This is a genomic window from Streptomyces sp. NPDC060184, assembly GCF_042728795.1.
Taxonomy (GTDB): domain Bacteria; phylum Actinomycetota; class Actinomycetes; order Streptomycetales; family Streptomycetaceae; genus Streptomyces.
On sequence record NZ_JBHWYX010000024.1, the window covers coordinates 57,029 to 69,351 of the forward strand.

Here is a 12,323-nt window from a genome sequence, read left to right on the forward strand (position 1 = left end):
ATGACTCCGACATCCTCCGCGCTGCCGCTGCCCTCCCTCGCCGTCGCGAGCCGGGGCCTCCAGCAGCAGCCCGGCGGTCCGGGGAGGCCGACTCCGCCCCGCGCGTGAGCGCGGCGCTGGTCGCGGGGCTGCTGGCCGGGTACGGCATCGCCGTACCGGTCGGGGCGGTCGCGGCCTACCTGGTGGCCCTCACCGCGCGGACCTCGCTGCGGGTCGGCGCCGGTGCCGCCCTCGGCGTCGCGACCGCCGACGGCCTGTACGCGCTGGTCGCCGTAGCCGGGGGCTCGGCTCTCGCCCCGCTCGTCGAGCCGGTCGCGCTGCCCCTGCGGTGGGCCTCGGCCGTGGTCCTGGTGGCGATGGCCGGACGGGGCGCGGTGACGGCCCTACGCCACCACCGTGCGGGACGGGCCCCGGGCGGCCGGGCCGACCGCGGACCGGCGGGCCCGCTGCGGGCGTACCTCGCGCTGCTGAGCCTCACGCTGATGAACCCGGTCACCGTCCTGTACTTCACCGCCCTGGTGCTCGCGGGGCAGGGGGATGCCGCGCCGGGCCACGCGGAGCGGGCCCTGTTCGTCCTGGCGGCCTTCGTGGCCTCCGCCTCCTGGCAGTTGCTGCTGGTCGGCGGCGGGGCGCTGCTGGGGCGCGGACCGACGGGCCCGCGGGGGAGGTTGGCGACTGCTCTGCTCTCCAGTGCGGTGATCACCGCACTCGCGGTGCGCCTGGCACTCGCCCCTTCCTGACGGAGGTCCTACGCGACGGCGTCCCCTGCGGGCGGTGGCGGCGACTGCTCCTTCGCCGTGGCGATCACCTCGTCCAACACGTCCCGGGAACGCAGCAGTTCGGCGATCTTCCGGTCGATCCTGTCGCGTTCCGCACCGAGGTCGCTGACGAGCCGGGGCGTGGCGACGGCGGACGGCCCGCCGTCCGAGTCCCGTACACAGGGCAGGAGTTCGTGGATCTTCGAGCTGCACAGGCCCGCCGCGTAGAACTCCTGGATGCGGATGACCCGGTCGACCGCGCCTTCGGGGTACGCGCGGTGCCCGCCGGGTGTGCGGTCCGAGGCCAGCAGGCCCTGCTGCTCGTAGTAGCGCAGGGAACGCTCGCTGACGCCCGTGCGCCGGGCCAGTTCACCGATCCGCATGACGCCCAGCTCCTTCGGGACTTGAACCTGACACCGGTGTCAATTCTTACTCTCTCGGCATGACGAACGCACCCGTTTCCACCGCTGCGAAGGTATCGGTCTTCGACCCCGCCGGCCTCGGCCCGCTGCGCCTCCCGAACCGGCTCGTGATGGCCCCGCTGACCCGTAACCGCGCCACCGCCGACGGCGTCCCCACCCCGCTGATGGCCACCTACTACGCCCAGCGCGCCACGGCCGGCCTGATCATCGCCGAGGCGTCCACCCCGAACGCGGTCGGCCAGACCTACCCGAACATCACCGCCATCCACCGCCCCGACCACGTCGCCGGATGGCGCCTGGTCACCGACGCGGTGCGCGCGGCGGGCGGGCGGATGTTCCTCCAGCTCCAGCACGGCGGACGGGTCGGACACCCCGACACCAGCGGCCTGGTCCCTGTCGCGCCCTCGCCCGTGGCGCTCCCCGAGACGCTCCACACACCCTCGGGCAAGCAACAGGCGCCCGTACCCCGGGAGATGGGCTTGGACGACATCGAGGAGCACATCGCCGACTTCGCCTCCGCCGCGCGCCGCGCGATCGAAGCGGGCTTCGAAGGGGTGGAAATCCACAGCGCCAACGGCCACCTGCTCCACCAGTTCCTCGCGCAGAACACCAACCGCCGCACCGACGCCTACGGCGGCCCGGTCGACAACCGCGTACGGTTCGTCGCCGAGGTGGTCCAAGCCGTAGCCGAGGAGATCGGCCCCGAGCGCGTCGGGCTGCGCGTCTCCCCCGGCAACATGGTCAACGGCATCGTGGAGGGCGACACCGAGGAGATCTACCCCGCGCTCGTCGCCGCCCTGGCCGACAGCGGGATCGCGTACCTGCACGTGGTGCACGCCGACCCGGACCAGCCCGTATTCCAGCGCATCCGCAAGGAATGGCCCGGCACCCTGATCGGCAACCCGGTGCTCCCGCAGGACCGCCTCCCCGAGGACGGCGGCCTCGCCGCGAGCGAGCGCCTGCTCGCCGCCGGGGCCGACCTCATCGCCCTCGGCCGCCCGTTCCTCGCCAACCCGGACCTGGTCCACCGGCTGCGTACCGGAGCGCCGGTCAACCAGGTGCGGGACGCGTACATGATGTACGTCGGCGGGGCGACGGGCTACACGGACTACCCGACGCTGGCGGAGCTGCCGGGCGTCGAGTGACCCGGGCGGGGCGACGGCCCGTCCGTTTGCGGTCCGTCCCGCCCTTCCGCGGTCTGCCCCCTCCTCCTGCGGTCTGCGCCGCCCCCGGTCCGACCGGTGTCAGGGCAGGGGCAGGGGCGGAGTCAGGGGGCAGGGTCAGGGCGGAGGGAGCCGCCCAGCCAGGCGAAGGCGGATTCCTTGATGTCGCGCTCCAGGTCGCTGCCCTTGGTCGCGAAAACCCGGCTGACCGGGTAGCCGCTGGCCTCCAGCAGGTAGGCGAGCGCCGCGTACTCCCGGGGGTGGCGGGCGACCGCCCGCGCGTCGATGTCGACGATCCCGGCGGGAAAGGTGAAGCTGCCGAAGTCGTAGACGCTCTTGCGGTCGCTGATGCGCCACACCCCGTCCCGCTTCTCCAGCTTGTCGATGAACCGGTTGTGACCGTTGCAGCCGAGCCGGAGGTCGACGTTCTCGCCGATGATGACGGCGTTGGTCTCGCTGACGGCACGGGTCCCGTCGGCCGAGAAGGTCACCACGGGCGCGGTGATCAGGTGCTTGGTGCGGAAGGCGGAGGCCCCCATCCGGGCGGAGGCGTCCACGAACTCGTACGCCGGTCCGTCGAACCAGGTGATCTCGATCCGCCCGTCGGGGTGGAAGAGGGCCTTGAGGCGGTCCCACTCGCCCAGGTCGCGGTGGATCCACCCGGTCATGAGGTCGGCGATGTCCTGTCGGTCCTGAATCGTCACGTTCATGCGTCCAGTGTTCGACGTGAGGAGCGAGGGGTCCAACCGAAAGATACGATCGATTGATCGGCCGGAGCGATGGAAGCACGGAGGTGGACGGTGGAGCTGAGGCACCTGCGCTACTTCGTCGCCGTGGCCGACGAGCGCCACTTCGGCCGGGCGGCCGACCTCCTGCATGTCACGCAGTCCACCCTCAGTGCCCAGGTGCAGGCCCTGGAACGCGAGGTGGGCGGACGCCTGTTCAGCCGCACGAGCCGACGTGTCGAGCTGACCGAGGCCGGTGAGCAACTGCTTCCCGAAGCCCGCCGCGCGCTCGCCCAGGCAGACCGGGCCCTCCAGACCGCCCGGTGGTCGGTGCGCGGCGAGACCGGGGCGGTGCGGGTCGGCTTCTCCGGCGTGGCGGCGCTCCAGGGTGTCCTCTCCGAGGACGTGCGCGGCTTCCGCCGGGCCCGCCCCCGCGTCGGCCTCACCCTGACCGAGCTTCCGCCCGCCGCCCAGGTCCAGGCAGTGCGCGACGGCGCGCTCGACATCGGCTACTGCCCCGACCTCGGCCTGGCCGACACGGACGGCCTGCGCGTCGTCCGGCGCGCCCTCACTCCGATGTCCGTCGCCGTGCGCTCCGACCACGAACTGGCGTCCCTCGCCTCGGTGACCACCGTCGACGTGAGGGCCCACGACCTCATCGTCTTCGCGAGCCGGGAGGAGGACGAGACCGTGCTGTCCCGGCTCTGGCCCGGCCCCGTGGAGGACCGCTCCGGAGTCCGCCTGGTCGCCAGCACCCTGGGCGTCCTCGCCCTCGCGGCAGCGGGTGAGGGGGTGGCCCTCGTCCCCACGGCCACGGAGCGCATCACCCTGCCCGGTCTCACCTACCGCCCCCTGCGCGGAGCGCCACCGGGGCCGGACCTGTTGGTGTTCGGCCGGCACGACGAGACGTCGGGAGCGGTCCGCGCGTATCTCGACACCGTCCCTTCGATGCCGTGACTCCGGCGTCCGGCGCGGCTGCGGTGGCGCCTGACGCTCCGGACGCTCCGGGGGAGAGGGGAGGGCCGGGGGAGGAGGCCCCGAGATGCCGAGGCTCCAGGAGGACCGGGACTGATACGCTCCGCGCCCGTCCGTCGCCGGGACCGACGCTCCGGGTCGGCCGGGACGCGGGACCGCTGCCGGGTCCGCCGGACGGCCCGGCTCGGTCGCGCGCGAGGTGCGACGACCGGGGGAGGGGCGTTCGGCGCCCACCAACCAATCTGAGCGAGGAACAGTGCAGGACGCGGAGAAGGACATAGCGGCGTTCGAACTGCCGCTGGTCAAGGCTGTGTTCAGGGACGTCACCCCGCTGAACGTCTCCCGGTCGGCGGCTCGGGCCGCCGCCTCGGTGACGCGGACCGTGCTGACGGGCCTCATCGACGGGGCGCTGCGGGCGGCGGCTGAGGAGTCCCGGAAGAAGCTGCTTCCCCGGGACCTGGTGACCGCCGTGGACCGGGACGTCGAGCTGGAGGTGGGAGCCGCCTGGTACCACCACAGCCCTACGTTCAAGGGACTGACCGGAGTCGTCCACGACGCGGAGGGCGCCGTCGTGGAGGCTCCCGGGCGCGGCGGCTCACCCAAGCTGAGCGCTGTGGTGGGCGCTCACCGGTTCGAGGGCGGGATCAGGAAGCTGCTGCGCGAGCGGGGAACGGGGGCCGTCCCGGAGATGGTCCGCGAACTGGACGGGATCGCGAGCGTGTTCCTGACGGACCTCGCCCGGGACGCGGCCAGGGTTGCCCGGGAGGGCGGGGTCGGACGGTTCGGCTCGGTCGCCTTGGTGGTGCCGGGCGAACTGTCCGACCCGCTCCCGGTGTCCGATCCGGCCCGGGTGTCCGAGCCCGCCCGGGTGTCCGATCCCGCCCGGGTGTCCGATCCCGCCCCGGTGTCCCCGGCCCGTTCCACCCGCACGGGAGACGGGCGGACCATCGACAGGGACGACGTCCTGGCCGCCACCATGATCCAGCTGTTCGGTGGAGTCAGGCAGCGTGCCGTCGCCGCGGTACGGGAAGCGACGGAGACGGCTCAGTAGTAGCCCTTGGTGCCGTCGAGCAGTTCCCGGACGATGTCCGCGTGCCCCGCGTGGCGCCCGGTCTCCTCGACGAGGTGGATCAGCATCCAGCGAAGGTTGGCGCCGGCGGAGTAGAAGCCGGAGTGCCGGCCGACGTCGTCCAGGGAGGCCGCGGCGACGATCTCGTTGCTGCGCGTGCACTGGGCCTCGTACTCCGCGAGGAGTTCCGCCAGCGGACGGCCGTCGGTGACCCAGTCGGCGGCCTCGCTCGACTCGCCGAACGCCGGGTTCTGCTTCTCGTCCCCGCCGAGGAACAGCACCTCCAGCCACATGTGCTCGGTCCAGCGCATGTGGGAAACGAGACCGGCCATCGTCATGAGCGGCGACGTCGGGACGACGGAACGGTGCGCGTCCTCCTCGCCGACACCCTCGCACTTCCAGCGCAGAATCTGCCGCTGGAGGTCCAACCAGCCGACCAGCGCGGTGCGTTCGTCGGCCTGGAGTGGGGGGCGCTTCAGTTCCGGTGTCATAGCGGCGCACGCTACCGGGGTGGCTGGGAAGCGCAATCGGATTTACGGGCCGCGGGGTGCGCGCCCGGTGACGGCCGAGGAGGGGCAACCCCGGCTCGGGAAGGCTCCCGAGCCTCCCGGACAAGCCTCGGCCCCGAGCCGGTCCATGGCCCGGGGCCGCAGGCGGAGCGGCGGGCGCGGGGGCATGCCCGCGTCCGGCGACTCAACGACGGGCGGCGAAGGGGACGAACTCCGCCCAGGCGGTGGCGGTGATGAGGAGCACGGGTCCGGCGGGGTTCTTGCTGTCGCGGACGGGGACGATGCCAGGGAAGTCGTCTGCAACTTCGAGGCAGTTGTTCGGCCCGCCATCGCTGAAACTCGACTTGCGCCAGCTGACGTTGCTGAGGTCGAGCGAGCGGTTCATGCTCGGTTCTCCTTCAAGAAGTCGTTGATGAAAGTGATGGAGTCAGGCGGGGACAACGCCAGATCTCGGACGTGATCGTAAGACAGACGGAGGCGGGTGACAGCTACTGGATCTTCGATCAGCTCGCCACAGCTGTTGCCCTCGGTAAAGGCAACACAGCTGCCGTCGTTCTGCCACAGCAGCGACAGGGCTCCGGTCATGAGAGCGTGTGCGCCGGCCGAGAGGGGCAGCACCTGAAGGGTGAGTGATGGCGCCTCCGCCATCTCGACGAGGTGGCACAGTTGCTTCTCCCAAGCCTTGGCATCGGACACGGGACGATGGAGTGCGTACTCGTCCATGATGATCCGGACCGACGGCGCCGGAACACGATGGAGCAACTGCTGTCGGCCGAGGCGCGCTATGACCTGTTCCTCCACCAGCTCAGCCTCAGCCGTCGTTTCCTGGGCCCCGGACAACGACTCCCGAGCCACATCCTCGGTCTGGAGCAGCCCCGGAATTCCCAGGGTGAACAGGTGCATGATCCGGGCCGTCGGCTCCAGCCGCATGAACTCCTTGTACTTGTCCTTGAAGACTTCCCTCCGGGCGACCTTCCATAATCCCTGGAGCAGTTCCCCGCTCCTGTAGTGCCGGTCCAGGTCCTCCATCACCTCCAGCCGCGAGAGGCGTTGGCCGACCTCCAGCCGGTACAGGTAGCTCTTGTCGTAGCGGGTCTCCTCGGCGAGTTGGCCCAGGGACTTGCCTGCCTTCTCCCTGAGGTAGCGCAGCGTCCGTCCGAGCGCGGCGCGTCCTGACTCCTCGTCCACGTCGGCCGGTTCGGTCATGGTGGGCCTCCCGTTGTCCTGTGTGCGGGCAATCGTGTGCTGCTTCCGAGCGTAGGTCGCGGCGGTGATCATCGAGTCACGAACGGTGACTGTCACCCGATGGAAGTCACCCCGAGTCACTACGTCTGCGAGGCGCACGTCATGGCCGATTCCCAGTTCCGTCTGCTGCCCTGGAACTCGCCCGAGGGCAGGCGGTGTTATCTCAGCACCGATGATCCGGACAGCCGGATGTCGCGGCTGGCCGACGAGGTGGAGGCCGATCTCGTGGCGTGCGGGGAGGACGTGCTCGCCGGGGCGCGGGAGGTGCTGGCCGACGAGGTGGCGGGGGAGGCGGCCGTACGGTTCGCGCTCAGGGCGACCGCGGACGCGTTGCGGGACGTGCTGCGTGTGGCGGAGTGCCGGGAGGGCAGGCCGCCGCTGGCCTGGATGGTCGGCGGGGTGAGTCCGGGGCCCCGGCGGGACGGCTACCGGTCCTCCTGGGCGGCGGGAGACGACGATGCGGCACCCGGGGCGGGACCGGCGGCGGACCCCGGTCGTCCCGGAAAACCCTGATGAATGCCGTTCAAAAGTGATCTCCAGAGCTACTCCGTACATTCCGTTCCAGCCCTGAATCAGTCGTTCCCGTTCTATTACAGTGCTGGCGGAGCCGTACCGACGGTAGGGGGACTGGCCGGATGACCATCGGGACCACAGCTGTCTGGGGCCGTGTGGAACAGCAGGACTTCCGCAGCCGGGTACGGGGAGCGCTGCTGGGCGCGGCGCTCGGGGACGCCCTCGGGGCCGGGGTCACTCTGCTGACGCTGGAGGAGATCCGGGCGGCGCACGGGGTGGGCGGGGTCGCCGACTTCGTGCCGGTGGACGGGCGGCGGGGCGGGGTCACGTCGGTCACCCAGCTGACCCTGTTCACCGTGGACGGGCTGATCCGGGCGCAGGTGCGGCGTGACACGGGGGCCTGGCATCCGCCGACCGACGTGTACCGGGCCCATCTGCGGTGGGCGGCGACGCAGCGCGACTGGGGGCCGGACGAGCGGCGCGAGGGGGACGGCTGGCTCGCGCGCGAGGAGTGGCTGTACGCCCGCCGCGCGCCCGCGCGGTCCTGCCTGCACGGCTTCGGCGACACCACGATGGGCACGCTGGAGCGCCCCAGGAACCCGGAGGCGCGGGATTCGGCCGCGCTGACCCGGTCCGCGCCGTTCGGGCTGCTCGTGGGGTGGGAGCCGCAGTTGGTGTGCCAGCTCGCGGTGGAGTGCGCGGCTCAGAGTCATGGGCACGCCACCGCCCAACTGGCGGCCGGTGCCTTCGCGGTGGTGATGCACGGGCTGGCCCGGCGGGACACCCTGGACGGTTCGGTGCAGCGGGCGCTGGCGCTGCTCGCGGAACGCCCGGGCCACGAGCCCGTCACCGAGGCGTTGCGCAGGTCCCTCGGAGCCGTACGGCAGGGAATTCCGGGTCCCGCGCTCATCGAGTCGCTGGGCGCGGAGGACTCGGCGGAGGACGTACTCGCGGTGGGGCTGTACTGCGCGCTCGTCGGCGAGGACGTGCGTCACGGGCTGCGGCTGGCCGTGAACCACGGCGGGCCGTCCTCGCCCACCGCGGCGGTCTGCGGGGCGCTGCTGGGCGCGCTGCACGGGGAGACGGCCCTGCCGCCGTCCTGGCTCGCCGAGATCGAGGGCCGGGCCACCCTCCTCGAACTCGCCGACGACTTCGCGATGGAGATGACGCAGGGCCCGGCCCTGCACAACGCGACGGCCGCGTCACCGGGTTGGCTCGCCCGCTATCCGAGGGCCTGAGGCGGTCCGGGTTTCTGAGGTGGCAGAGGTCCCCCGGACGGCCCGGACCCCGGCCCGCTGCCCCCCCCCGGGTCCCCCGCCCCCGGTCCCCGTGGACGGGGCGAGCGGTGCCAGGGGCGTGCCGTGGCGTGATCGTTAGGCTGTCGCGGTCCTCCCGCCCTGGAGGAAAGACGAGTTGGAGGAAAGCGATGACGCCGCTTCGAAGAACCCTGCTGCGCTGGGGTGTACGCCTCGCCGCCGCCCTGACGCTGCTCGCGGGCACCACGACGGCCGCCGGTGCCGACACCGTGGACCCGGTCACCGCGCCGCCGGTGCGGACGATCACGTACAACGTCTGCGGCGCGTACACCTGCCGGAGCGGGCTGGACCTCGCGACGTGGACGGCGAAGGTACGCGACCAGACGGTCTCCTGGGACACGGACGCCCTGATGCTCCAGGAGCTGTGCTTCGGCCAGTGGGCGGCGCTGCGCGACGCCCTGCCCGAGTACACAGGAGTGTGGACCAGCACCGTGGGCTCCGCCCCCGGCTGCGCCAAGTGGTCGTCGGACACCCGGTTCGGCATGGGTGTCTTCGTCAAGGCGCCTTCCGCCGAGCGGTACGCGGCCAACCTGACGGTCCCCGCCGGTGAGGAGTCGCGGGCGGTGCTCTGTGCCCGTGCCGCTCTCGACGGGCGCACCACACTGGCCTGCACCACGCATCTCGCCCAGTACATCGAGGACAACGGCACCCCCCAGGTCCTCGCCCGGATCGACACCTGGGCGGCCGGCGTCCCGGTGATCCTCGGCGGTGACTTCAACGCGGGCCCCGCGTATCCGGCGCTCGACCCGCTGCGCGCCGGGCTGCCCGGCACCGGCCCGTTCGCCGAAGCGGACGAGAACGACCGGGACTTCTTCACCGCCCAGTGCCTCGCGGACGGGGTCACCGAGTGCCGTTCGGGGGAGCCGACCGTCGCGTCGGGCAAGAAGTTCGACCATGTCTTCCTGACGGCGGGTGACTTCCACACCGTGCGGGCGGACGCGTTCGAGCCCGAGCCCGACGGGGTGGCTCCGCTCTCCGACCACCTGCTGCTGCGGGCCGCCGCCTACCCGGAGCCTCGCGCGGGCTCCGGCGTGGGCGGCGACCTGACCGGTGACGGCCGCCCCGACTTCGTCGCGGTCAAGGACGACGGCAACCTGCGTCTCTACTCCGGGACCGGTGGCGGGGCCGTCGGCGTCCAGCGCCAGATCGGTACCGGTGGCTGGGCGGGCGCGGGAGTCAGCCACCGGGGTGACTGGACGGGAGACGGCCGGGAGGACCTGGTCGTCCGTATCGGCGACAATCTGTGGGTCTACCCCAACGACGGCAGCGGCGGCCTCGGCACGCGCGTCGCGATGGGCGGGCGTCCCACCGGCTGGAGCAACGCGACGCCGGTCAGCGCCGGAGACGTCGACGGCGACGGGCTGCCCGACGTCCTCGCCCGGAGTGCCACCGGTCTGTGGCTGCACCGGGGCGGCGCGGCCGTAGGCGGTGTCCCCTCCTTCGCGGCCAAGGCCGCGGTGCGGATCGGGGGCCCCGAATGGGCCGGCCTCGACGTGCTCGCGCCGGGAGACGTCGACCACGACGGCCGGGCCGACGTGTGGGCCCGCGACCCGTCCACCGGAGCGGTCACCGAGTACCGTTCGGCCGGAGCCCAGGCACTCGGTGAGCCCCGGCCCCTGGACGGCGGACCGCTGACCGCGTCCGACCGGCGCCTGGCGGTGTCGGCCGGAGACGTGAACGGCGACGGTGCCGCCGACCTGTGGACGACCCGGACCGCGGACGCCGCCGAGAACCTGGAGTTGCTCCCCGGTACCGCCGTCGGCTTCGGCACGCCAGTGCTGATCGGCACCGGCGGCTGGCAGTGGATGACCGCTCTAGGCTGACCGCTCTGGGCTGGGCTCTGGGCTGGCCGCGCTGGGTTGGCCGCGCTGGGTTGGCCGCCGTGGAGTTCCCGGACCCGGCTTCGTGGCCGGGGCCGGTCGCCGGCGGTCAGTCGCTCGGGCGCCGGGCGTCAGTCGCCCCGGGGCCGCCCGTGGGTGCGCCCGTGGGCCCGGCCCGGTCGCAGGAGCACCGGTCGCAGCCTGCTGTAGCCCCGCACCGATACGGGTCGCAGGGACCGGAGTTCGTACGCGGGCAGGCCCGAAAGCTCCCCGGCCAGTTCGGTGTTGACGAGTACGGTGTCGGGGCGGGCCACGGCGGTGAGCCGGGCGGCGATGTTCACGGCCGCGCCGTAGACGTCGCCGAAGCGGCTGAGTACGGCTCCGTGGGCGAGCCCGGTCCGTACCTGCGGCAGCCGCTCCTCCGCCCCGGCGCGGGCGGTGAGCTCCAGGGCGATGTCGGCGGCCTCGGACGCCGACTCGCAGACGAAGAGCACTTCGTCGCCGATGGTCTTCACGACGCGGCCCCGGCCCTCGGCGACCACGTCACCGGTGAGGCCTTCGAACAGGTCGAGTACGCGGACGAGTTCGGCGTTCCCGAGGCCGCGGGTCATCCGCGTGTAGCCGACCATGTCGGTGAAGCCCACCGCGCGGTCGCGGACGTCGGCGCCCTCGTGGTCCGGCAGCGGTTCGTCCTGCCCCGGTCCGGCGGGCGCGGTCTGCGCCGCCTCCTGCGCCTCGGCGAGGACGCGTTCCGCGTACGCCGCGAGGTGCCGGCGCCACACGTGCTGCTGCAACCGCTCCATCTCCGGCAGCAGTGCGGCGGCGTGCGCCATCAACTTCGCCCCGTCGAGCGAGAATTCCGACTCGCGGTTGATCCAGGACCAGAGCGTGTGCACCTCCCACTCGGCCAGCCGGGACAGGTGGTGGCCCAGGGCGCGGGCCATCATGATCTCGCTCTCCTCGGTGATGAGCCCGGCCGCGATGAGCCGTTCCCCCGCACGGAGCGCCTCGACGTCGGCGTCGGTGAAGACCCGCGCGTCCTCCTCGACCATCGGGAAACCGAGGGCGCGCCAGATCTGCGCGGTGCGCCCGGCCCCCACCCCGGACCGTTCGGCCAGCTCCTGCCGCGTCCAGACACGACCGCCACCGAGCAGCACCTCCTCGATGGCCGGGCCGAGTTCGACGGCGCCGAAGAGTCCGGGTGCCCCGCCCACCGGGCTGCTCACACCCGCCGGGCCGCCGGCGGCCAACGGATCGGGGGCGCCGGCGCCCTCGGCTCTCTCCGCCGCGCTCATGTGGTGTGCACGATCAGCACGTCGAGCGGGGCCTTGCGGGCGATGTCGGCCGGTACGGAGCCGAGGATGCGTCCGGCGAGCGAGCGCAGCCCCCGGTTGCCGACGACGAGGAGGTCGGCCGAGGTCTCCCTGGCCGTCCGGGTGAGCGCGGCGACCGGCTCGTCCTCCACCGCGATCGTCCGAACCTTGTCCGCGCCCTGCGCCCGTGCCCGGTCCTTCGCGACGCGCAGGGTGGACTCGGCGGGAGCGGAGCCGACGACCTGGTACGCCTCCGCACCCAACTGGTCCTGTGCCGCGACGAGTTCGTGCCCGCGCATCGGGACGTACGCGCAGGCTATGACGAGTTCGGCCTCGCTGTCGGCAGCCAGCCGGGCCGCCCTCTCGACCGCCGCCAACGACGACTCCGAGCCGTCCGTGCCGACCATGACCGTGCGGTAGGCGCCCACACCAAACCCCTTACTCCGCAGTAAACTTACTGAAAAGTAAGGTAGGGCGGGGCGGTCCGTCGGGCAA

14 protein-coding genes are annotated in these 12,323 nt (G+C 72.5%); 7 read left to right on the plus strand and 7 right to left on the minus strand.

Going from position 1 to position 12,323, the window contains the following annotated elements; genetic code table 11:
* The first annotated feature begins 104 nt into the window (after window positions 1-104).
* Window positions 105-740, plus strand: a complete 636-nt coding sequence (locus ACFWEE_RS17900; RefSeq protein WP_386890144.1) for a LysE/ArgO family amino acid transporter — start codon at window positions 105-107, stop codon at window positions 738-740.
* An 8-nt stretch (window positions 741-748) separates the two neighbouring features.
* Here ACFWEE_RS17900 and ACFWEE_RS17905 read toward each other — a convergent pair whose 3' ends face one another.
* Window positions 749-1,141: a MerR family transcriptional regulator gene (locus ACFWEE_RS17905; protein ID WP_386890146.1), complete on the minus strand. Its 393-nt coding sequence runs from the start codon at window positions 1,139-1,141 to the stop codon at window positions 749-751.
* Between the two features lie 59 nt (window positions 1,142-1,200).
* Between ACFWEE_RS17905 and ACFWEE_RS17910 the strand changes: the two genes are divergently transcribed.
* Window positions 1,201-2,325, plus strand: a complete 1,125-nt coding sequence (locus ACFWEE_RS17910) for an alkene reductase (protein ID WP_386890148.1) — start codon at window positions 1,201-1,203, stop codon at window positions 2,323-2,325.
* Between the two features lie 122 nt (window positions 2,326-2,447).
* Here ACFWEE_RS17910 and ACFWEE_RS17915 read toward each other — a convergent pair whose 3' ends face one another.
* Window positions 2,448-3,053: a nuclear transport factor 2 family protein gene (locus ACFWEE_RS17915; protein WP_386890150.1), complete on the minus strand. Its 606-nt coding sequence runs from the start codon at window positions 3,051-3,053 to the stop codon at window positions 2,448-2,450.
* Between the two features lie 90 nt (window positions 3,054-3,143).
* Here ACFWEE_RS17915 and ACFWEE_RS17920 point away from each other — a divergent pair, with 90 nt between their 5' ends.
* Both ACFWEE_RS17920 and ACFWEE_RS17925 read left to right on the plus strand, forming a co-directional pair.
* On the plus strand, window positions 3,144-4,025 hold the full coding sequence (locus ACFWEE_RS17920; RefSeq protein WP_386890152.1) for a LysR family transcriptional regulator: 882 nt from the start codon (window positions 3,144-3,146) through the stop codon (window positions 4,023-4,025).
* A gap of 274 nt (window positions 4,026-4,299) precedes the next feature.
* Window positions 4,300-5,094 (plus strand): hypothetical protein, encoded by a 795-nt coding sequence (locus ACFWEE_RS17925; RefSeq protein WP_386890154.1) that lies wholly within the window; start codon window positions 4,300-4,302, stop codon window positions 5,092-5,094.
* On the opposite strand, the gene ACFWEE_RS17930 is transcribed toward ACFWEE_RS17925, so the two are convergent.
* The 3 genes from ACFWEE_RS17930 to ACFWEE_RS17940 all read right to left on the minus strand — a co-directional run bounded on the left by ACFWEE_RS17930 (window position 5,088) and on the right by ACFWEE_RS17940 (window position 6,827).
* The gene (locus tag ACFWEE_RS17930; protein WP_386890156.1) at window positions 5,088-5,603 is read right to left on the minus strand and encodes a DinB family protein; all 516 of its coding nucleotides are present in this window, start codon (window positions 5,601-5,603) and stop codon (window positions 5,088-5,090) included. The two genes, ACFWEE_RS17925 and ACFWEE_RS17930, sit on opposite strands and share 7 nt — an antisense overlap.
* 202 nt (window positions 5,604-5,805) lie before the next feature.
* Window positions 5,806-6,006 carry a DUF397 domain-containing protein gene (locus tag ACFWEE_RS17935; RefSeq protein WP_386890157.1) on the minus strand — a complete coding sequence of 67 codons (201 nt, stop codon included), beginning with the start codon at window positions 6,004-6,006 and terminating at the stop codon, window positions 5,806-5,808.
* Window positions 6,003-6,827 carry a helix-turn-helix domain-containing protein gene (locus ACFWEE_RS17940; RefSeq protein ID WP_386890223.1) on the minus strand — a complete coding sequence of 275 codons (825 nt, stop codon included), beginning with the start codon at window positions 6,825-6,827 and terminating at the stop codon, window positions 6,003-6,005. Before ACFWEE_RS17940 ends, ACFWEE_RS17935 begins: the two co-directional genes overlap by 4 nt.
* Window positions 6,828-6,926: 99 nt before the next feature.
* On the opposite strand from ACFWEE_RS17940, the gene ACFWEE_RS17945 reads away from it, so the two are divergent.
* The 3 genes from ACFWEE_RS17945 (at window position 6,927) to ACFWEE_RS17955 (ending at window position 10,518) form a co-directional block, all read left to right on the plus strand.
* The gene (locus ACFWEE_RS17945; protein ID WP_386890159.1) at window positions 6,927-7,379 is read left to right on the plus strand and encodes a hypothetical protein; all 453 of its coding nucleotides are present in this window, start codon (window positions 6,927-6,929) and stop codon (window positions 7,377-7,379) included.
* A gap of 122 nt (window positions 7,380-7,501) precedes the next feature.
* A complete protein-coding gene (locus tag ACFWEE_RS17950) occupies window positions 7,502-8,617 on the plus strand; it encodes an ADP-ribosylglycohydrolase family protein (protein WP_386890161.1) in 1,116 nt (371 codons plus the stop codon).
* Between the two features lie 188 nt (window positions 8,618-8,805).
* Window positions 8,806-10,518 (plus strand): FG-GAP-like repeat-containing protein, encoded by a 1,713-nt coding sequence (locus tag ACFWEE_RS17955; RefSeq protein ID WP_386890163.1) that lies wholly within the window; start codon window positions 8,806-8,808, stop codon window positions 10,516-10,518.
* Window positions 10,519-10,646: 128 nt separating this feature from the next.
* Here the strand turns inward: ACFWEE_RS17955 and ACFWEE_RS17960 are convergent, their stop codons facing one another.
* Both ACFWEE_RS17960 and ACFWEE_RS17965 read right to left on the minus strand, forming a co-directional pair.
* Entirely contained in the window at window positions 10,647-11,765 is a 1,119-nt protein-coding gene (locus tag ACFWEE_RS17960; protein WP_386890225.1) for an adenylate/guanylate cyclase domain-containing protein, read from the minus strand.
* A 41-nt stretch (window positions 11,766-11,806) separates the two neighbouring features.
* Window positions 11,807-12,256 (minus strand): universal stress protein, encoded by a 450-nt coding sequence (locus ACFWEE_RS17965; protein WP_386890164.1) that lies wholly within the window; start codon window positions 12,254-12,256, stop codon window positions 11,807-11,809.
* Window positions 12,257-12,323: the final 67 nt, after the last annotated feature.